Source organism: Pseudomonas sp. TH43 (assembly GCF_016650635.1).
Classification (GTDB): domain Bacteria; phylum Pseudomonadota; class Gammaproteobacteria; order Pseudomonadales; family Pseudomonadaceae; genus Aquipseudomonas.
The window spans coordinates 1094931-1114331 of record NZ_JAEKFI010000004.1 but is presented as its reverse complement, the minus strand read 5'-3'; the positions used below and the strand labels follow the sequence as shown (position 1 = coordinate 1114331).

Genomic DNA, 19401 nt, shown 5'->3' with positions numbered 1-19401 from the left:
AGTGTCAGTGACGTCGTTTACAGCTTTTTTCTGCCCCGAGTCACCCTCTGATCCGCATAAAAACGGCGAAAACCGGGGGTGAAAACGGCGCGGCGCTGGTGGACATGAGTGCGTCGGTGTCAGACGCCGTGCTCCCCGACAAAAGCCTGATGATGCGGGCATTCCGGCGGATTGCAGCTTGAGCGTAGCAGCTCCGCCAGCGGGCGCTTCACGCCCCGGATCGGCATCCTCAGGAGCTCTGCAGCAATGGCTATCAGCGTTTTCGACCTGTTCAAAATCGGCATCGGCCCGTCCAGTTCTCATACCGTCGGGCCGATGCGCGCCGCCGCATTGTTCGTCGAGTCGCTACGCAACAAACATCAACTGGAACAGGTGCGGCGGATCGAGGTGCAACTGTTCGGGTCACTGTCAGCCACCGGCATCGGTCACGGCAGCGACAATGCAGTGATCATGGGCCTGATGGGCGATTGGCCGGACGCGATCGACCCGTCGCAGATCGGCCCGCGTATTCAGGCGCTGCGCGAAACCCACACGCTTTTATTGGATGGCCGCTGGTCGGTGCCGTTTGTCTGGGCGCGGGACATGCGCCTGATCGACGAAAACCTGCCGTTCCATCCCAATGCGATGACCCTGGTTGCCGAAGGCGATCACGGTGAACTGCATCGCGATACCTACTACTCGGTCGGCGGCGGTTTTGTCGTGGATGAAGCCCAGGCTTGCAGTGGCGTGGTCGATCTCGATCGCACCGAGTTGCCGTATGACTTTTCCAGCGCGGTCGAGTTGCTGGAACTGTGCAAGAACAACAACCTGCGCGTGGCCGAATTGATGATGGCCAACGAAAAGGTCTGGCGCAGTGAAGACGAGATTCGCGCGGGGCTGATGAAGCTGTGGCGCGCGATGCAGGATTGCGTCGAGCAGGGGCTGAAGCACGAGGGCATTCTGCCGGGCGGTTTGAATGTACGGCGGCGGGCGGCGAAGTTGCACCGCAGTCTTCAGGAATTGGGCAAGCCCAACGTGATTGGCTCGACGCTCAGCGCCATGGAGTGGGTCAACCTGTTCGCTCTCGCGGTGAATGAAGAAAACGCTGCGGGCGGGCGCATGGTGACAGCGCCGACCAATGGTGCGGCGGGGATCATCCCGGCGGTGTTGCACTACTTTATGAAATTCAGCGAAGCGGTCACCGACGCCAATGTGGTCGACTATTTCCTCAGCGCGGCGGCAGTAGGGATTCTGTGCAAGAAGAACGCTTCGATCTCGGGGGCCGAAGTGGGCTGTCAGGGCGAAGTCGGCTCGGCGTGCGCCATGGCGGCGGCGGGGCTGGCGGAGATTCTTGGCGCTACGCCCGAGCAGTTGTGCAACGCGGCGGAGATTGGCCTGGAACATAACCTTGGGCTGACCTGCGATCCGGTCGGTGGCCTGGTGCAAGTGCCGTGCATCGAGCGCAATGCGATTGCGGCGGTGAAAGCGATCAACGCGGCGCAGATGGCATTGCGCGGGGATGGTCAGCACTTCATTTCGCTGGATCGGGTGATCCGCACCATGCGTGATACCGGCGCCGACATGCATGACAAATATAAAGAGACCTCGCGCGGTGGCCTGGCGGTCAGCGCGGTGGAGTGCTGAAACCGGGTTCTTGTGGCGAGGGGATTTATCCCCGTTCGACTGCGCAGCAGTCGTAAAAGATTGGGGCCGCTACGCGACCCGACGGGGATAAATCCCCTCGCCACAAATAACAGTCAAAACTGCGCGTTAAGTGAACACGCGCATTCAAACACGCCACCTTTTAGCGCGTCGCAATCAGACAAGAACCTTTCCCACCCGGGAGGCGTCCCCGGCGCCTCCTACCGTCCGTCACCCGTGCCTGCGGTGACACTCCCTGCAAACGGCGCCCAGGCCTGTTCCCACAAGTGCTACCGATTTGCTCACACGCATCGGGGCGGGGCTTTCACCAGCGCTGATGGCACTTCGAAATACCTTTCGTCGGACGGCTCGTATAGACACGTCGCGACGTCGTTTTCAGGAGTTATTGAACGGCCATTCAATTTTAGGCATGGCATTTGCTCTGTCATAACAAAGCCCGTCTCCCACGCGAGAATGCTGGCAATAACAAGAGCCTCCGCCTGAGGCCATCACCCGCTTTGTGTGAGGAGATACCGCGATGACGTCGTTCAACTCCGGGGCCCAACCCCAGAACCGTGCGCCTCAATCCATCGGCTTTCTGCTGCTGGACAATTTCACGCTGATTTCCCTGGCCTCCGCAGTAGAACCTCTGCGCATGGCCAACCAATTGTCCGGTCGCGAGCTGTATCGCTGGAGCACCCTCACCGTCGATGGTGGTCAGGTGTGGGCCAGTGACGGTCTGCAAATCACCCCCGACGCTTCCATGCACAAAGCTCCGCCACTGGACACCGTAATTGTCTGCGGCGGCATCGGCATTCAACGCACCGTGACCCGGGAACACGTGTCGTGGCTGCAAAGCCAGGCGCGTCAGTCGAAGCGCCTCGGCGCCGTGTGCACCGGCAGTTGGGCATTGGCCTGCGCCGGCCTGCTCGACGGTTTCGATTGCAGCGTGCACTGGGAATGCCTGGCGGCGATGCAGGAGGCTTTCCCGCGTGTGGCCATGAGCACGCGCCTGTTTACTCTCGACCGTAACCGTTTCACCAGCTCCGGCGGCACCGCGCCGCTGGACATGATGCTGCACCTGATCAGCCGTGATCATGGCCGTGAACTGTCCGCCGCGATTTCGGAGATGTTCGTCTACGAGCGCATCCGCAACGAGCAGGATCACCAACGCGTGCCGCTCAAGCACATGCTCGGCACCAACCAGCCGAAGTTGCAGGAAATCGTTGCGCTGATGGAAGCCAACCTCGAAGAGCCGATCGACCTCGACGAACTGGCCGTTTATGTTGCCGTGTCCCGTCGACAGCTGGAGCGGCTGTTCCAGAAATACCTGCACTGCTCGCCGTCGCGCTATTACCTCAAGCTGCGCTTGATCCGCGCCCGGCAGTTGCTGAAGCAGACGCCGATGTCGATCATCGAAGTGGCGTCGGTGTGCGGGTTCGTGTCGACGCCGCACTTTTCCAAGTGCTATCGCGAATACTTCGGCATTCCGCCGCGTGACGAACGCGTAGGTTCCAACACTACCCAACAGGTGGCGATGCTGCCGCTGCCGCAGGCGATCGTGATGTCGCCGCTGTCGGGGCCAATGTCGGCGTTGAGTCAGGCGCGTAATGAGTCGACGTTTGCCAGCGTGCGTCTGTAGTCAGAGCGAACGCTTGAAGAACACCACACGCTCGGTTTCCTTGAAGCCGAGCGCCTTGTGGGTGCCCTGACTCGGCAGGTTGTCGACGTCGGTGTCAGAGGCCATTTCCACGCAGCCCTGGTCCCTTCCCCATTGTGCGATTTGTTCAATCAGCCGCGCGGCAACGCCTTGACGGCGTTGTTGCGGCGCCACGTAAAGACCTTCGAGAAACACCACCGGCGAACTGTCCGTACCATTCACGTAATCGCGGCGTAATGACGCCTCGGCCAAGCCGATCGGCTGCTCCTGAGCGTCATAAGCGATGAAGTTGATATAGCGTTGCGGCTCGCGCATCTGTGCGTCGATTTCGCCCCGATGCTCCTGCTCCGAAGTATGCGGCCAGAGTGCCTGGCGCAAAGGCAGCCAGCCCGCTTGTTCAGCGGTTTGGCAGGGTTGGATACGAAACATCGGTGCTCGCTTGTGGTGGTCAATGAGGCCACCACTTTAGCAAAGCTCCGAAGGCTCAGGCGCGGGTCTGTTGGTACTGCGCCAGCGCCGGCAACAACTGCTTGTCGAACGCTTCGCGCACTGCCGGCAAAATCGTCGCGCTGCTGGTGTACATCTGCTTGACCATCGTGCGCAGGGTATTCGCCCGCACATCATCCAGACCGCGCACCGCATACTCGCAGGCCTGCTCGGCCGTGGCGCCGGACGGCACTTCAAAACCCAGTGACTTGAGCTGGCCCAACAGATCTTCCTGGTCAATCAAATCGGCGTACATCATCACGCAAATCCTTCTTCGGCATCGGAGGTCGTGGCTCGATTCTGGTAGTCACATGCGGTGACGGCAAGGGCGATTTGTCGCAGTGGCTGAGACGACTATGAACAGGTCGTTTTCGGCTAACTCGCCGGGGAGGGGAGTCGGCACACTGGGCTCAGCTCGCTTCACGAAGGTTTGGTCACCCTCGCCGCGCAAGCTCCTCAAAGGAATGTTCGCCCCGATCCAGTCACGGCTGGTATCGGGGTTTTTTTTGCCTGCGTTTATCGCGGTGGCGGCAGCGCGATCACGCGGCCGATGTAAGCCGGGGCAGGCAGATCGGCCTGCTCGGCGACGATGGCTTGCAGGCGGTTGAGAGTGTCAGCGCTGAACGGCGCCGAGCGCGGGCCGGCGAGGTCGACGTGGAGCAACATTTGCTCGTTGCCGGCCAGTTCCTGGTCGTCTCCGACTTTGTGCAGGCTGTGATAGAGGTGCAGGCGTTTGCTGTCGTGACCGATGATTTGCGTGCGCACTTCGACGTCGGTGTCGAGCTTCACTTCGTGCAGGTAATTGAGGTGCAGTTCGAGGGTGAACAGTGAGTGACCGCTGGCTTCGCGGTTGTTGCTGTCCATGCCTAGACGATCCATCAGGGCGTCGGTGGCATAGCTGAAGATCAGCAGGTAGAAGGCATCGCGCAGGTGGCCGTTATAGTCGACCCAGTCGGGGATGATGCGGGTTTGGTAGGTGGTCAGGGTGGGCATGATTGGGTTCCGGCAGTGGGTTGGTCGTCAAGATCAAAAGCTACCCCCTCACCCCAGCCCTCTCCCCCAGGGGGGAGAGGGGGAAGGGAGTAGATCGGGGGCTTTTCAAAACTTGAGTTCGACCCGAGCTTTCAGGTCGATGTATTTCGAAATATCGACTCGGTCAGTCCCCTCTCCCCCCGGGAGAGGGTTAGGGTGAGGGCAGCGGTCTCAAGCCAGACACATCACTCGCTGAAGCTCATGCCATGCTTTTCCTTGGTGGTCTTCACCGCCTCAAGCACCGCCAGCAGGCAATCATCACGATAGCGCTCCAGCGCCGAAATGCTGCGCTCGCCAAGCTGTTCGCTGGTGCCATCGACCACATCATCGATCAACTTGTCAGTCAGTTCCGGTGCCGGCAGATACGTCCACGGCAACTGCAACGCCGGGCCGAATTGCGACATGAAGTGGCGCATTCCCGCATCACCACCCGCCAGCGTATAAGTCAGGAATGTACCCATGAACGACCAGCGCAACCCAGCGCCAAAGCGGATAGCATCGTCGATCTCGCCAGTGGTCGCCACGCCGTCATTCACAAGGTGCAGCGCCTCACGCCACAACGCTTCAAGCAAGCGGTCAGCGATGAACCCCGGCACCTCCTTGCGCACATGCAGCGGACGCATGCCGAGGGATTCGTAAACTTTCATCGCTGCCTGAACGGCCTCGGGCGCGGTGTTCTTGCCACCGACCACTTCCACCAGCGGCAGCAGGTAAACCGGGTTGAACGGATGCCCGACCACGCAGCGTTCCGGGTGCGTTGAGCTCTCGTAGAACTCGCTGGGCAGCAGGCCAGAGGTGCTGGAGCCGATCAGTGCGTTGGGTTTGGCCGCCGCGCTGATTTTGCTGTGCAGTTCGAGTTTCAGCTCCAGCCGCTCCGGGGCGCTTTCCTGAATGAAATCGGCATCGCGCACACACTCTTCGATGGTCGCGACAAAGCGCAGACGATCCTGTGAAGCGCCGGACGCCAAACCGCTTTTCTCCAGCGCACCCCAGGCATTGGCCACGCGTTTGCGCAGCGCCGCTTCGGCGCCCGGCGCCGGGTCCCAAGCCACGACGTCCAGCCCGTGGGCCAACGCACGGGCCACCCAGCCACTGCCGATAACACCGCTGCCCAGCGCTGCGAAGGTTTTGATTTCGGTGATAAAGCTCATGGTGAATTCCTGAAAATATTCGGTGATCCCGTGTGAACCCGGTTCTTGTGGCGAGGGGATTTATCCCCGTTGGGTCGCACAGCGGCCCCAAGAATTTTGCGACTGCTGCGCAGCCGAACGGGGATAAATCCCCTCGCCATAATTGCGGTTCCCAAAGGGAATAGATGTAGGGTTAACCGCGCTGGGTCAGGCCCATTTTCTTGCGGCCTTCAGCAGGTGTGAGCACGCGGGCGCCGAGGCGACTGAGGATCTCGGTCGCGCGCTCGACCAGTTGGCCGTTGGTTGCCAACACACCTTTGTCCAGCCACAGGTTGTCTTCCAGTCCGACCCGCACGTTGCCGCCGAGAAGCACCGCTTGCGCAGCCATCGGCATCTGCATCCGGCCAATGCCGAACCCGGCCCACACGGCATCCGCCGGCAAGTTGTCGACCATGGCTTTCATGGTGGTGGTGTCGGCCGGTGCGCCCCACGGGATGCCCAGGCACAACTGGAACAACGGGTTATCCAGCAGGCCTTCCTTGATCATCTGCTTGGCGAACCACAGGTGGCCGGTGTCGAAAATCTCCAGCTCGGCTTTCACACCCAACTCGGTAATGCGCTTGGCGCCGGCACGCAGTTGCGCCGGAGTAGAGACATAAATGGTGTCGCCATCGCCGAAGTTCAGCGTGCCGCAATCCAGTGTGCAAATTTCCGGCAGCAGCGCCTCGACGTGGGCCAGGCGGGTCAACGGGCCGACCAGATCGGTGTTCGGACCGAATTCCATCGGGTTCTCGCCGGCACCGATTTCCAGGTCGCCGCCCATGCCGGCGGTGAGGTTGACGATGATGTCGACGTCCGCCTCGCGGATGCGCTCCATCACCTCGCGATACAGCGCGACGTCACGGCTGAACTTGCCGGTGTGCGGATCACGGACGTGGCAGTGCACGACGGTGGCGCCAGCCTTGGCCGCCTCGACGGCAGCCGCTGCAATCTGTTTCGGGGTGACCGGCACGTGTGGGCTCTTGGCGGTCGTGTCGCCAGCACCGGTGAGTGCGCAGGTGATGATGACGTCGTGATTCATGGTGCGGTTTCCTTCAGGCGTGATGGGTCTGTCCGCAGCCCTTTTCGGGGCTGCGAAGCTTCGTTCAGTTCCCTCTCCTCTGGGAGAGGGTCAGGGTGAGGGGCTGTTCAATCGGGGGTTATTTGCTGGTCAGCTGGAGGTTTTCAGCGGCCGGTTTGCCGTCGAATGTGGTGACACCGGCAAGCCAGCGCTGCTTGTCTTCAGGGTGATCCTTGAGCCATTGCTTGGCCGACTCAAAGGCGTCCTTGTGGTCGAGCAGTGGCTGCATCATCCGGCTCTCGTCTTCGGCGGTGAACGTCAGGTTGGTCAGCAGACGGCCAACGTTCGGGCACTGCTCGGCGTATTTCGGTGCGGTCACAGTCCACACGGTGGCCATGCCTTCGTTCGGACCGAGGGCGTCGTCGCTGCCGGTCAGATAGGTCATCTTGACGTTGACGTTCATCGGGTGCGGCGCCCAGCCGAAGAACACCACGGCCTCTTTGCGGCGTACCGCGCGGTCGACGGCGGCGAGCATGCCGGCCTCGCTGGACTCGACCAGTTGGAATTTGCCGAGGCCGAACTGGTTCTTGGCAATCATCGCCTTGATCTGTGTGTTGGCGCCCGAGCCCGGCTCGATCCCGTAGATCTTGCCGCCCAGTTCTTTTTCGAATTTGGCGATGTCGGCGAAGGTTTTCAGGCCCTTGTCGGCCAGGTAAGTCGGCACCGCCAGGGTCGCACGGGCGTCTTTCAGGCTTGGTGCTTCAAGGACTTTGACCTGATTGGCGTCGACAAACGGCGTGATCGTCTGGGTCATCAGCGGGTTCCAGTAGCCGAGGAACAGGTCCAGGCGCTGATCGCGAATCCCGGCGAAGATGATTTGCTGGGACGCGCTGGTTTGTTTGGTGTTGTAGCCGAGGCCGTCGAGCAGGACCTGGGTCATGGCACTGGTGGCGATCACGTCGGTCCAGTTGACCACGCCCATGCGCACGTTCTGGCACGCTGCCGGTTCGGTCGCCATGACGCTGGCGCTCAAGAAAGCGGTACCGCTGAGTGCAAGAACACAGCTGCTGATCAGTCGTTTCATGTCGGGTTCCTCGGCAGGTCGTTATTGTGAGTTCCGGTGTCTGGTGCGCCGGTGATGCAAAGTTACGCAGCAACGCGCCGGTGAAAGCGCACTGCGGCGACTGGCATTTGCACTGTAGCGACCTGCGCGCTTGAATGCCGAAGACAACTGGCGTATCAACATCTCACGCTACCCGCCAACCGAGTGCGCCCATGTCCCAGGATTTTTACTTCTTGCTGATGCCGGGGTTCTCCGCCATCGGCTTTATTTCTGCCATTGAACCGTTGCGTGTGGCCAACCGCTTTCGCGGCGAGTTGTATCGCTGGCATGTGCTCAGTGCCGATGGTGGGGCGGTGCTGGCGAGCAATGGCATGTCGGTCAACGCCGACGCCGCGCTGGAACCGTTGAAGAAAGGTGCGACGTTGTTGGTGGTGGCCGGGTTTGAGCCGCTGAAATTTGCCACGCCAACGCTGGCGCATTGGCTGCGCCGACTGGACGTCGACGGCGTGACCCTCGGCGCCATCGACACCGGCAGCTTCGTCCTCGCCGAAGCAGGCCTGCTCGATGGCCATCGCCTGACCCTGCACTGGGAAGCTATCGACGCGTTCAAGGAATCTTATCCACAGCTCAGCGTCACTCAGGAGCTGTTCGAGATCGACCGTCGGCGCATCACCTCGGCCGGTGGCACGGCCTCCATCGATTTAATGCTCGATCTGATCGCCCAGGCCCATGGCCCGCAACTGGCGATTCAGGTCAGCGAGCAGTTTGTGTTGGGGAGGATTCGCCCGCGCAAAGACCACCAACGCATGGAAGTTGCCACGCGCTACGGGATCAATAACAAGAAACTGGTGCAGGTGATCGGCGAGATGGAACAACACAGCGAACCGCCGCTGACCACGCTGCAATTGGCGGAATCGATCAAGGTGACGCGGCGGCAACTGGAGCGCCTGTTTCGGCTGCACCTGAACGACACGCCGAGCAATTTCTACCTGCGTCTGCGCCTGGAAAAGGCCCGACAGCTACTGCGCCAGACCGACATGAGCGTGCTCGAAGTCAGCATCGCCTGCGGCTTTGAATCGCCGTCGTACTTCACCCGCAGCTACCGCGCGCGCTTCGCCCGCTGCCCCCGCGAAGACCGGCGCACCGCCCAAGCCTGAAACACACGGATCCCTTGTAGGAGTGAGCCTGCTCGCGATAGCGGCATCACATTCAACATCTTTGTTGACTGATACACCGCTATCGCGAGCAGGCTCACTCCTACAGTTTGATCGGGTTACTTCTTCACCAACGCCGAACACGCCGCTTTGTACGCCTCATGCTGATACTTGTTCAGGGTCCCGGGCAGCTCGAAATTATGCTTCTTCGCCTGCGCATTGATCGTCTGCGGCGACAACAACGTCACCTCGCACCCATCCAGCAACTGAAACACACCCTCAATCTTGAACGTCGTCGGCCCACCGGCAAACTCACCCTTCTTGCTGCGCTTCTTGATCGCAATCCGATCAATCGAGTTCTCGCGCACAAACGACGCGACCTGCGCGGCGAAGCGCTTGACGTTAGCCGCCTCGTCGTCATCGTCGAGGGCGATTTTCTTGGTGCTGAGGGCAACGTGACTCAGGGTCGAACCGTCGAGAGCGGCCACGGCGATGATCGCTTCGCTGCCTTTGATTTCGATGCCGCAGATGTTCATGGGAAATCCTTTGAATGGAGAGGGCGGTTTACAGCTCAAGTTGATTAGCCGTGATGCCGAACGCTGCTGCAATTTTCTCGCGAGTGGCCTTGCGTGGTTTGGCAACCGTTTCCTGTTGAGCGAACGCCGGCTGTGAAATACCTAGGCGCTTCGCCACTTCTTCCTGTGTCAGATTCAGGTGCTCGCGCCAGGCACGGATCGGTGTCGCCCCGTCGACCATACGGCTGACCACCTCATGGGGAATCAGGTCAGGTTGCATTTTTTGCGCAACGTACTGCGCATAGGGAATGACCACGAAGGCCGGTTTGCCCTCGGCGTCGTTGATGATTTGGAGGTCTTTGGACAATTTCATGTTCGGAGAAATATAAGTCTTTTATAAGATTCGAGGATCTTTGCTTATATTTCTCGCGAGACCAACCAGCAACGTTTGACGGCATGTTGCGAGTAATCAGGATCACTCCTGCCCAATCGACTCCAAAAACTCCGACCGCTCATCACTCATCCGCGCCACGCAATCATTCTGCGCAATGGTAAATGCCTTGCTCCCCGCTGTCGCCGGGAATGCCTCAACCGCGCAATCCGCATCCCGCGTCTTCAGCCACTGCTGCTGAGCAGTTTTGAGTTTGGCGGTGATGTCCGCCAATTGCGTGGCGTTTTTGCCGTACGCCGTCTGCATGCGTTCGTTCAGGCTGGCGTAGTTGTCCTTGAGCAGGTCTTCGGCGGTGGTGCGGCTGTAGGTCGAGCATTCCAGGGTCTGGACGTCGTTTTCGACCGCGTCGCACGGGTTGTTGTCGGACTCTTCGGCGGCGTGTACGCCGGTCGCAAGCAGGGCCAAGGCCAGGAAGATCGATTTCATTGATGTCGCCGCTCTAATCCAGTGGTGTATCCAAGATGCGGGAGATTCTGGCTCAAGCTTGGCGGCTTGAACAGGTGGCCGGTCGGGCCGCTTGGCGATGCTTTGTCGCGGATTGACGCTTTCGGCAATTCCCCTGTCGTTTTTGCACCCGGTCGCCCCGGCACCGAGGCATATGCTGGCCCCAAAGCGCCGGCAGACGATTCGGCGCATGAATCGCCAATAAGGGGACGCCTGATGAGCCCAGCCGAATTACACGCCGACAGCATCGTTATCGACGGTCTGATCATTGCCAAATGGAACCGTGAGCTGTTCGAAGACATGCGCAAGGGCGGTCTGACGGCGGCCAACTGCACTGTGTCGGTGTGGGAAGGCTTTCAGGCGACCGTGAACAACATCGCTGCCAGCCAGAAGCTGATCCGCGAAAACAGCGACCTGGTGATGCCCGTGCGCACCACCGCTGACATCCGTCGCGCCAAAGAGCAGGGCAAGACCGGCATCCTTTTCGGCTTCCAGAATGCCCACGCGTTTGAAGACCAGATCGGCTATGTCGAGGTGTTCAAGCAGCTCGGCGTTGGCATCGTGCAGATGTGCTACAACACCCAGAATCTGGTTGGCACCGGTTGCTACGAACGTGACGGTGGCCTGTCGGGTTTCGGTCGCGAGATCGTTGCCGAGATGAACCGCGTCGGCGTCATGTGCGACCTGTCCCACGTCGGTTCCAAGACTTCCGAAGAAGTCATCCTCGAATCGAAAAAACCGGTCTGCTACTCCCACTGCCTGCCGTCGGGCCTGAAAGAACACCCGCGCAACAAGTCCGATGAAGAGCTGAAGTTCATTGCCGATCACGGCGGTTTTGTCGGCGTGACCATGTTCGCGCCGTTCCTCGCCAAAGGCATCGATTCGACCATCGACGACTACGCCGAAGCCATCGAATACGTGATGAATATCGTTGGCGAAGATTCGATCGGTATCGGCACCGACTTCACCCAGGGTCACGGTCAGGACTTCTTCGAATACCTGACCCACGACAAGGGCTACGCCCGCCGTCTGACCAGCTTCGGCAAGATCATCAACCCGCTGGGTATCCGCACCGTCGGCGAGTTCCCGAACCTGACCGAAACCCTGCTCAAGCGCGGCCACTCTGAGCGCGTAGTGCGCAAGATCATGGGCGAAAACTGGGTCAACGTCCTCAAGGACGTTTGGGGCGAGTAACGCTGACTCAAGACCGCCGCCGAACTGCCCCCTCTCCTGTGGGAGAGGGCTGGGGTGAGGGCAGCGGTCACCACTGAATCCACAAATTTTTCTGGAGTTAAGTTTCCATGGCCAAGATCGCCCCGCAATTGCCAATCGAAGTCGACAGCGAGACCGGTGTCTGGACCTCTGACGCCCTGCCGATGCTCTACGTACCGCGGCATTTCTTCGTCAACAACCACATGGGCATCGAAGAGGTTTTGGGCGCCGAGGCCTACGCCGACATTCTCTACAAGGCCGGCTACAAATCCGCCTGGCACTGGTGCGAGAAAGAAGCCGAATGCCACGGCCTGGAAGGCGTCGCGGTGTTCGAACACTACATGAAGCGCCTATCGCAACGCGGCTGGGGCCTGTTCAAGATTCAGGACATCGACCTCGACAAAGGCACGGCCAGCGTCAAGCTCGAACACTCGGCGTTCGTCTACGTCTACGGCAAGGTCGGGCGCAAGGTCGACTACATGTTCACCGGCTGGTTTGCCGGTGCCATGGATCAGATTCTTGAGGCACGCGGCAGCAAGATTCGCACGGTTGCCGAGCAAGTCTACGGTGGCTCTGAAGAAGGCCACGACGACGGGCTGTTCACCGTCAAGCCGTTGTAAGTCGAGGAACCCGCCATGGCTTTCGAAGCAATGTTCCAGCCGATCCAGATCGGCAAACTGACCATCCGCAACCGCGTGCTCAGCACCGCGCACGCCGAGGTCTATGCGACTGACGGTGGCATGACCACCGAGCGCTACGTCAAATATTACGAAGAGAAAGCCAAGGGCGGCATCGGCCTTGCGATCTGTGGCGGCTCCTCCGTGGTCGCCATCGACAGCCCGCAGCAATGGTGGAGTTCGGTCAACCTGTCGACCGACCGGATCATCCCGCACTTCCAGAATCTCGCCGACGCCATGCACAAGCACGGCGCCAAGATCATGATTCAGATTACCCACATGGGCCGGCGTTCGCGTTGGGACGGTTTCCACTGGCCGACCCTGATGTCGCCCTCGGGCATCCGTGAACCGGTGCACCGCGCCACCTGCAAAACCATCGAGCCGGAAGAAATCTGGCGGGTGATCGGCAACTACGCCCAGGCTGCGCGTCGGGCCAAGGCTGGGGGCCTCGACGGCGTTGAACTGTCGGCGGTGCACCAGCACATGATCGACCAGTTCTGGAGCCCGCGGGTCAACAAACGTACTGACGAATGGGGCGGCACCTTCGAAGGCCGGATGAAGTTCGGTCTGGAAGTGCTGAAGGCTGTGCGCGCCGAGGTCGGTGACGACTTCTGCGTGGGCATGCGTCTCTGCGGTGACGAGTTCCACCCGGACGGCTTGTCCCACGAGGACATGAAGCAGATCGCCAAGTATTACGACGACACGGGCATGCTCGATTTCATCGGCGTTGTCGGTTCGGGTTGCGACACTCACAACACCCTGGCCAACGTGATTCCGAACATGAGTTATCCACCGGAGCCGTTTCTTCATTTGGCGGCCGGGATCAAGGAAGTGGTCAAGGTGCCGGTGCTGCACGCACAGAACATCAAGGACCCGAACCAGGCCACGCGCATCCTTGAAGGCGGTTATGTCGACATGGTCGGCATGACTCGCGCGCACATCGCCGACCCGCACCTGATCGCCAAGATCAAGATGGGCCAGATCGACCAGATCAAACAGTGCGTTGGCGCCAACTACTGCATCGACCGCCAGTATCAAGGTCTCGACGTGCTGTGCATCCAGAACGCCGCGACCTCCCGTGAATACATGGGCGTGCCGCACATCATCGAGAAGTCCACAGGCGTCAAACGCAAAGTGGTGATCGTCGGCGCCGGCCCTGCCGGGATGGAAGCGGCCCGCGTCGCCGCCGAACGTGGCCATGACGTGACCCTGTTCGAGAAGAAAGAATTCATCGGTGGGCAGATCACGACGGCGTCGAAAGCGCCGCAGCGTGACCAGATCGCCGGTATTACTCGCTGGTTCCAGTTGGAGCTGGCGCGGCTGAAAGTCGATTTGCGTCTGGGCATAGCGGCCGATGCCGAGACCATCATGGACTTGCGTCCGGACGTGGTAGTGCTGGCAGTCGGCGGTCATCCGTACCTGGAGCAGAACGAGCACTGGGGCGCTGCCGAAGGGCTGGTGGTCAGCAGTTGGGACGTGCTCGACGGCAAGGTCGCGCCGGGCAAGAACGTGCTGGTCTACGACACCATTTGCGAGTTCACCGGCATGTCGGTGGCTGACTTCCTCGCCGACAAGGGCAGCCAGGTCGAGATCGTCACTGACGACATCAAACCGGGCGTGGCCATCGGCGGTACGTCGTTCCCGACCTACTACCGCAGCATGTACCCGAAAGAAGTGATCATGACCGGCGACATGATGCTGGAGAAGGTCTACCGCGAAGGCGACAAGCTGGTCGCGGTGCTGGAGAACGAATACACCGGCGCCAAAGAGGAGCGGGTGGTCGATCAAGTGGTGGTGGAAAACGGCGTGCGTCCGGATGAGGAAATCTACTACGCGCTTAAAGAGGGTTCGCGCAACAAGGGTCAGATCGACGTCGAAGCGTTGTTCGCGATCCAGCCGCAACCGTCGCTGAGCGAGACGGGCGACGGCTACTTGCTGTTCCGCATCGGCGACTGCGTGGCGCAACGCAACACCCACGCCGCGATTTATGACGCCCTGCGGCTCTGCAAGGATTTCTAAAACTTGCGCAAAACCCTGTGGGAGCGAGCCTGCTCGCGAATGCAATCTGTCAGTCGACGATGATGTCGATTGACCCCCCGCTTTCGCGAGCAGGCTCGCTCCCACAGTAAAGCGGATCGTGTTTCTCCAGGTTGTACTGGTGGGAGCTTCACCATGTTGAACACCCTTCTTCCAATCCTGTTGTTCGCAGCCCTGGGCCTTGGCGTCCTCGGTGCGTTGCGGCGGGTGGCCATGTGGCGTCGGGGCCGGGCCTCGAAGGTCGATCTGATCGGCGGCCTGTTCGCCATGCCCAAGCGTTACATGGTCGATTTGCACCATGTCGTCGCGCGGGACAAATACATCGCCAACACCCACGTGGCCACGGCCGGCGGTGCGGTGGCGTCGATTGTGCTGGCGATTCTGGTACACGGTTTCGGCCTGCATAACCGCATTCTCGGCTACGCATTACTGCTGATGACGGCAGTGATGTTCGTCGGCGCGATCTTCGTTTATCTGCGTCGGCACAACCCGCCGGCACGACTGTCGAAAGGCCCGTGGATGCGCCTGCCGAAAAGCCTGCTGGCGTTCTCGGCGTCGTTCTTTCTGCTGACATTGCCGGTGGCCGGAATCCTCCCGGAGAACTTCGGCGGTTGGCTGCTCGCGGTCATCCTCGGGATTGGTGTGCTGTGGGGCGTGTCGGAACTGTTTTTTGGCATGACCTGGGGCGGGCCGATGAAACACGCCTTCGCCGGCGCCTTGCACCTGGCCTGGCACCGTCGCGCCGAACGTTTTGGCGGCGGTCGTTCCACCGGTTTGAAGCCCTTGGACCTCAATGATCCGTCAGCGCCACTGGGCGTGGAAAAACCCAAGGATTTCACCTGGAATCAATTGCTCGGTTTCGACGCCTGCGTGCAGTGCGGCAAGTGCGAAGCAGCATGCCCGGCGTTCGCTGCCGGCCAGCCGCTGAATCCGAAAAAGCTGATTCAGGACATGGTCGTCGGTCTTGCCGGTGGCACTGACGCCAAGTTTGCCGGCAGTCCTTATCCGGGCAAGCCTGTAGGCGAACACTCGGGCAATCCGCATCAACCGATCGTCAACGGTCTGGTCGACGCCGAAACCCTGTGGTCGTGCACCACCTGCCGGGCCTGCGTCGAGGAATGCCCGATGATGATCGAGCACGTCGACGCCATCGTCGACATGCGCCGTCACTTGACCCTCGAAAGAGGCGCGACGCCAAACAAGGGTGCCGAAGTCCTCGAAAACCTGATCGCCACCGACAACCCCGGCGGTTTCGCACCCGGCGGGCGGATGAACTGGGCGGCGGACTTGAACCTCAATCTGCTCAGCGAAAAGAAATCCACCGATGTGCTGTTCTGGGTCGGCGACGGTGCCTTCGACATGCGCAACCAGCGCACCTTGCGTGCGTTCGTCAAAGTGCTGAAAGCAGCGAAAATCGACTTTGCCGTGCTCGGTCTGGAAGAGCGTGACAGCGGCGATGTAGCCCGGCGATTGGGCGACGAAGCGACCTTCCAGTTGCTCGCCAAACGCAACATCCAGACCCTGGCCAAATACAGCTTCAACCGCATCGTCACCTGCGATCCGCACAGTTTCCATGTGCTGAAAAACGAGTACGGCGCCTTCGACGGTAACTACCTGGTGCAGCACCACAGCACCTACATGGCGGAAATCATTCAAGCCGGCGCGCTCAACCTCGGTCAGCACAAAGGCAACAGCGTGACCTATCACGATCCGTGCTATCTCGGTCGCTACAACGGTGAGTACGAAGCACCGCGCGAAGTGCTGCGGGCGCTCGGTATCGAAGTCAAAGAGATGCAACGTTCCGGCTTCCGCTCGCGCTGCTGCGGCGGCGGTGGCGGGGCGCCGATCACCGACATTCCGGGCAAACAACGGATCCCCGACATGCGCATGGAAGACATCCGCGAGACCGGCGCCGAACTGGTGGCCGTAGGTTGTCCACAGTGCACGGCGATGCTCGAAGGCGTGGTCGAACCGCGTCCGCTGATCAAAGACATCGCCGAGCTTGTCGCTGACGCGCTGCTCGAAGACGTCGCGCCAGGCAAGCCGACTACGCCGGCCAAACGTGAACCTGCGGAGGCCCACTGATGAGCGACATTATCCGCCGCGACCCGCGCGCCGAATGGATTGCGCGCAACCGCCTGCATCCACTGCACGCGGCGATGCAACCGGCGCAACACAGCTGGATGGGGCCCAACGGCGTCATTCGCAAGAATCCGCACGGCATCGGCTTTATCGGTCCCAACGGCCTCAAGCGTATCGACCGCAGCGGCGCGCAACAGGGCGGGGCGGTCAAACGTTCGGCTGCCGTGGAAGTGCCATTGCCGCTGCATCAAGTGCCGGCCCCGGCGTTCTACATCAGCGTGGTGCCGGACATGGTCGGTGGCCGCTTGAGCAGCCATGACCGTGACTTGCTTGGCCTCGCCCATCAGCTCGCCGGCCAGGACGGCGCGGTGTTGGCAGTGGTGTTTGGCGAGCACAAGGAAAGCGCTTTCGCCACCGCAGGTGTCGACCGCTTGCTGGTGCTGGAGGGCGAGGAATTCAGTGGTTATGCACCGGAGCAGCGCGTGCAGGGTTTGCGCGCTGTGGATAACCAGTTCAACCCGCGTCACTGGCTGCTGCCGGACAGTCGCAGCGGTGGCGGTGAACTCGGTCGACGCTTTGCTGCGGCATTGGGCGAGCGCCCGGCGACGCGGGTCTGGCAGGTCAAGGATCAAGCGTGCATCGGCCGCGCCGGTGCCGGGCTGCAAGACCTCGCGCGTCCACTGGCGCGATTGATTCTGGCGGCAGCGGAATGTGCCGAGCCGGTCAGCGAAACCCGTCATGAAGCACTGCCGGTGGAGTTATCCACAAGCGTGGTGCGCAGCCTGTCGCGAATCGAGGATCTCGGCGCGGTAGCGGTGGACCCGGCGGCAATTCCGATGGCCGAAGCCGAATTCATTTTCTCCGGTGGTAACGGCGTCAAGGACTGGCAGCTGTTCCACGAAACGGCGGCGGCGCTCGGTGCTACCGAAGGCGCGTCGCGGGTCGCCGTCGACGATGGCTTTATGGCGCGTGATCGCCAGGTCGGTGCGTCCGGCACCTGGGTTACGGCGCGGGTGTATGTCGCGGTGGGTATCTCCGGGGCGATCCAGCACCTGCAAGGCATTGGCGCTTGCGACAAGGTGGTGGCGATCAATCTCGATCCGGGTTGCGACATGATCAAGCGTGCCGATTTGTCGGTGATCGGCGAGAGCGCGGAAATTCTGCAAGCGTTGATCGACGCGGTCGCGGCTTACCGCAACGACGCCAAGCGCGATGCGGCTTAAGGAAACGCTATGAACACGAAGATTATCAGTCTGGTTTCAATCGGCGCCCACCCGACTTCCGGCAGGCCACGCCGCGCCGACCAGGATGCCCGCGCCGTGGAGCTTGGTCTGCAACTGGCTGGGGATAACCTGCAAGTGCTGCATGCCGGCGATGTCGCGGAACCGGCGCTGCGCGCTTATCTCGGTATGGGCCTGGAACAGATGCATGTGCTGGAACAACCGGCGGGTGCCGATGCATTGCCGGCGCTGACCGCGTATCTGCGGGATGCGGGGGCGCAGGTTGTTTTGACTGGCAGTCAGGCGGAAACCGGTGAAGGTTCGGGGATGTTGCCGTTTTTGCTGGCTGAGGGATTGGGCTGGCCATTGGTGGTGGGGCTGGCACAAGTCGAGTCGATCAGTGACGGTTCGGCGCTGGTACTACAAGCTTTGCCCCGTGGGCAGCGGCGACGGTTGAAGGTGAAGCTGCCGTTTCTCGCGACTGTGGATAACGCCGCGCCGAAACCTCGGCAGAGCGCTTATGGCCCGGCGCGCCGTGGGGTGTTGAATGCCGATGACGTCGAAGTGCTGGACGATGAACTGCTGGCCGTCGCCACGTTGCAGGCGGCCAAGCCACGGCCCAAACGCCTGAAAGTGATCAAGGCCAAAAGCGGCGCTGACCGCATGAAAGCCGCCACCGCCAAAGCCAGTGGCGGCGGTGGACAAATGCTCAAAGGCGTCACCCCACAAGCTGGCGCTGAAGCGATTCTCAAGCTGCTGATCGAAGAAGGCGTGGTCCGCTGAAAGCCCCTCACCCTAGCCCTCTCCCAAGGGAGAGGGGACTGACTGAGTTGTATGGGCTAATTACATCGACCTGCGATTGCGCGGTGACCTTGGTTTGGCCAAGCCTGAAATCACTGTGTTCGTTCAGGTTGGTGGAGCTTGAATAGGCGATTCGGTCGGCTCCCTTTCCCTCGGGAGAAGGCTGGGCGGGCGGCGTTCCGATGAGGGGTAGGCTGTTTATCCACAATCCCTGTTGGCGGATCTGTGGATAACGTGTTCGCCCATCCCTGCACCCCACGCCAATCAAGCCCTGCAGCCCTCCGATCAAAAAACAACCAGCCTAAGTCACGGATTTTCAGGGCTTTTTCTCCTGAATAAGTGAACAAGTTGCCCCCAATCTCTGTTGGCGCTTCTGTGGATAAGATGTTTGCTATCCGCTGCGGGCCTTATAAAACGTGGTCTGCAGGGTTTCGGTTAAAAACTGATCAATTCGCCGGTTTCGAATCATAATCCCTGCGCAAACCCCCGATTACTCAAGGTCTCCAGCGTTTTTCCACAGCGCCTGTAAAGTTACCCCCGATCTCTGTTGGTGCTTCTGTGGATAACGTGTTCGCCATCCTCCGTAGCCCATGTAAACCGTGGCTCTCAAGCAACAGGTTAAAAAACAGCCAAACAGTCTGGAAAACCATGATTCTTGATAAGTCACGGTTTTTCTTGTGTTTATTCAATAAGAATTCGGCCAATGGCCAGGTTGTTCACGATTGCTGTGGGTTGCCTTGTGGATAAATTGTTCATG

Annotated in this window: 18 protein-coding genes; 9 read left to right on the top strand and 9 right to left on the bottom strand. The window is 60.5% G+C overall.

The annotated features are described in order from the left end of the window. The first annotated feature begins 246 nt into the window (after nucleotides 1-246). Both JFT81_RS21455 and JFT81_RS21450 read left to right on the top strand, forming a co-directional pair. Nucleotides 247-1623: an L-serine ammonia-lyase gene (locus JFT81_RS21455; protein ID WP_201228911.1), complete on the top strand. Its 1377-nt coding sequence runs from the start codon at nucleotides 247-249 to the stop codon at nucleotides 1621-1623. A gap of 535 nt (nucleotides 1624-2158) precedes the next feature. After that, nucleotides 2159-3262 carry a GlxA family transcriptional regulator gene (locus JFT81_RS21450; RefSeq protein ID WP_007949927.1) on the top strand — a complete coding sequence of 368 codons (1104 nt, stop codon included), beginning with the start codon at nucleotides 2159-2161 and terminating at the stop codon, nucleotides 3260-3262. Here JFT81_RS21450 and aac(6') read toward each other — a convergent pair whose 3' ends face one another. The 6 genes from aac(6') to JFT81_RS21420 all read right to left on the bottom strand — a co-directional run bounded on the left by aac(6') (nucleotide 3263) and on the right by JFT81_RS21420 (nucleotide 8072). Then, nucleotides 3263-3709, bottom strand: a complete 447-nt coding sequence (gene aac(6') / locus JFT81_RS21445; protein ID WP_201228910.1) for an aminoglycoside 6'-N-acetyltransferase — start codon at nucleotides 3707-3709, stop codon at nucleotides 3263-3265. Between the two features lie 55 nt (nucleotides 3710-3764). Next, the gene (locus JFT81_RS21440; protein WP_201228909.1) at nucleotides 3765-4025 is read right to left on the bottom strand and encodes a hypothetical protein; all 261 of its coding nucleotides are present in this window, start codon (nucleotides 4023-4025) and stop codon (nucleotides 3765-3767) included. A 257-nt stretch (nucleotides 4026-4282) separates the two neighbouring features. Further along, nucleotides 4283-4759: a thioesterase family protein gene (locus tag JFT81_RS21435; protein WP_201228908.1), complete on the bottom strand. Its 477-nt coding sequence runs from the start codon at nucleotides 4757-4759 to the stop codon at nucleotides 4283-4285. A gap of 224 nt (nucleotides 4760-4983) precedes the next feature. Beyond that, nucleotides 4984-5949, bottom strand: a complete 966-nt coding sequence (locus tag JFT81_RS21430; protein WP_201228907.1) for an L-carnitine dehydrogenase — start codon at nucleotides 5947-5949, stop codon at nucleotides 4984-4986. Between the two features lie 172 nt (nucleotides 5950-6121). Continuing rightward, a complete protein-coding gene (locus JFT81_RS21425) occupies nucleotides 6122-7009 on the bottom strand; it encodes a 3-keto-5-aminohexanoate cleavage protein (protein ID WP_201228906.1) in 888 nt (295 codons plus the stop codon). Between the two features lie 118 nt (nucleotides 7010-7127). After that, nucleotides 7128-8072, bottom strand: a complete 945-nt coding sequence (locus JFT81_RS21420; protein WP_201228905.1) for a choline ABC transporter substrate-binding protein — start codon at nucleotides 8070-8072, stop codon at nucleotides 7128-7130. Nucleotides 8073-8263: 191 nt separating this feature from the next. Here JFT81_RS21420 and JFT81_RS21415 point away from each other — a divergent pair, with 191 nt between their 5' ends. After that, a complete protein-coding gene (locus JFT81_RS21415; RefSeq protein WP_201228903.1) occupies nucleotides 8264-9208 on the top strand; it encodes a GlxA family transcriptional regulator in 945 nt (314 codons plus the stop codon). A gap of 116 nt (nucleotides 9209-9324) precedes the next feature. Here the strand turns inward: JFT81_RS21415 and JFT81_RS21410 are convergent, their stop codons facing one another. From JFT81_RS21410 to JFT81_RS21400, 3 genes are all read right to left on the bottom strand, one after another. Then, nucleotides 9325-9741, bottom strand: a complete 417-nt coding sequence (locus tag JFT81_RS21410) for a DUF3010 family protein (RefSeq protein ID WP_103304488.1) — start codon at nucleotides 9739-9741, stop codon at nucleotides 9325-9327. 28 nt (nucleotides 9742-9769) lie between these two features. Next, nucleotides 9770-10093, bottom strand: a complete 324-nt coding sequence (locus JFT81_RS21405; RefSeq protein ID WP_201228901.1) for a helix-turn-helix transcriptional regulator — start codon at nucleotides 10091-10093, stop codon at nucleotides 9770-9772. Nucleotides 10094-10195: 102 nt separating this feature from the next. Then, nucleotides 10196-10597, bottom strand: coding sequence for a lysozyme inhibitor LprI family protein (locus tag JFT81_RS21400; protein ID WP_134176127.1), 402 nt, complete (start codon nucleotides 10595-10597; stop codon nucleotides 10196-10198). A gap of 234 nt (nucleotides 10598-10831) precedes the next feature. Here JFT81_RS21400 and JFT81_RS21395 point away from each other — a divergent pair, with 234 nt between their 5' ends. The 6 genes from JFT81_RS21395 (at nucleotide 10832) to JFT81_RS21370 (ending at nucleotide 18626) form a co-directional block, all read left to right on the top strand. Beyond that, complete coding sequence (locus JFT81_RS21395) at nucleotides 10832-11809, top strand: dipeptidase (RefSeq protein WP_194935229.1); 978 nt, start codon at nucleotides 10832-10834, stop codon at nucleotides 11807-11809. Between the two features lie 107 nt (nucleotides 11810-11916). Beyond that, nucleotides 11917-12447 carry a DUF5943 domain-containing protein gene (locus JFT81_RS21390; protein ID WP_201149178.1) on the top strand — a complete coding sequence of 177 codons (531 nt, stop codon included), beginning with the start codon at nucleotides 11917-11919 and terminating at the stop codon, nucleotides 12445-12447. A gap of 15 nt (nucleotides 12448-12462) precedes the next feature. Continuing rightward, on the top strand, nucleotides 12463-14523 hold the full coding sequence (dgcA, locus tag JFT81_RS21385; RefSeq protein ID WP_201228899.1) for a dimethylglycine demethylation protein DgcA: 2061 nt from the start codon (nucleotides 12463-12465) through the stop codon (nucleotides 14521-14523). 153 nt (nucleotides 14524-14676) lie between these two features. Beyond that, a complete protein-coding gene (gene dgcB / locus JFT81_RS21380) occupies nucleotides 14677-16626 on the top strand; it encodes a dimethylglycine demethylation protein DgcB (protein WP_201228897.1) in 1950 nt (649 codons plus the stop codon). Beyond that, nucleotides 16626-17846: an electron transfer flavoprotein subunit alpha/FixB family protein gene (locus JFT81_RS21375; RefSeq protein WP_201228896.1), complete on the top strand. Its 1221-nt coding sequence runs from the start codon at nucleotides 16626-16628 to the stop codon at nucleotides 17844-17846. Before dgcB ends, JFT81_RS21375 begins: the two co-directional genes overlap by 1 nt. Before the next feature lie 9 nt (nucleotides 17847-17855). Next, on the top strand, nucleotides 17856-18626 hold the full coding sequence (locus tag JFT81_RS21370) for an electron transfer flavoprotein subunit beta (RefSeq protein ID WP_201228895.1): 771 nt from the start codon (nucleotides 17856-17858) through the stop codon (nucleotides 18624-18626). Nucleotides 18627-19401 lie beyond the last annotated feature (775 nt).

Coding starts and splice junctions, on each gene's coding strand:
- JFT81_RS21390 (WP_201149178.1), top strand. CDS start 11,917: ATGGCCAAGATCGCCCCGCAATTGCCAATCGAAGTCGACAGCGAGACC.
- JFT81_RS21430 (WP_201228907.1), bottom strand. CDS start 5,949: ATGAGCTTTATCACCGAAATCAAAACCTTCGCAGCGCTGGGCAGCGGT.
- JFT81_RS21440 (WP_201228909.1), bottom strand. CDS start 4,025: ATGATGTACGCCGATTTGATTGACCAGGAAGATCTGTTGGGCCAGCTC.
- dgcB (WP_201228897.1), top strand. CDS start 14,677: ATGTTGAACACCCTTCTTCCAATCCTGTTGTTCGCAGCCCTGGGCCTT.
- JFT81_RS21455 (WP_201228911.1), top strand. CDS start 247: ATGGCTATCAGCGTTTTCGACCTGTTCAAAATCGGCATCGGCCCGTCC.
- JFT81_RS21450 (WP_007949927.1), top strand. CDS start 2,159: ATGACGTCGTTCAACTCCGGGGCCCAACCCCAGAACCGTGCGCCTCAA.
- JFT81_RS21400 (WP_134176127.1), bottom strand. CDS start 10,597: ATGAAATCGATCTTCCTGGCCTTGGCCCTGCTTGCGACCGGCGTACAC.
- JFT81_RS21435 (WP_201228908.1), bottom strand. CDS start 4,759: ATGCCCACCCTGACCACCTACCAAACCCGCATCATCCCCGACTGGGTC.
- JFT81_RS21420 (WP_201228905.1), bottom strand. CDS start 8,072: ATGAAACGACTGATCAGCAGCTGTGTTCTTGCACTCAGCGGTACCGCT.
- JFT81_RS21405 (WP_201228901.1), bottom strand. CDS start 10,093: ATGAAATTGTCCAAAGACCTCCAAATCATCAACGACGCCGAGGGCAAA.
- JFT81_RS21395 (WP_194935229.1), top strand. CDS start 10,832: ATGAGCCCAGCCGAATTACACGCCGACAGCATCGTTATCGACGGTCTG.
- dgcA (WP_201228899.1), top strand. CDS start 12,463: ATGGCTTTCGAAGCAATGTTCCAGCCGATCCAGATCGGCAAACTGACC.
- JFT81_RS21425 (WP_201228906.1), bottom strand. CDS start 7,009: ATGAATCACGACGTCATCATCACCTGCGCACTCACCGGTGCTGGCGAC.
- JFT81_RS21410 (WP_103304488.1), bottom strand. CDS start 9,741: ATGAACATCTGCGGCATCGAAATCAAAGGCAGCGAAGCGATCATCGCC.
- JFT81_RS21415 (WP_201228903.1), top strand. CDS start 8,264: ATGTCCCAGGATTTTTACTTCTTGCTGATGCCGGGGTTCTCCGCCATC.
- JFT81_RS21370 (WP_201228895.1), top strand. CDS start 17,856: ATGAACACGAAGATTATCAGTCTGGTTTCAATCGGCGCCCACCCGACT.
- JFT81_RS21375 (WP_201228896.1), top strand. CDS start 16,626: ATGAGCGACATTATCCGCCGCGACCCGCGCGCCGAATGGATTGCGCGC.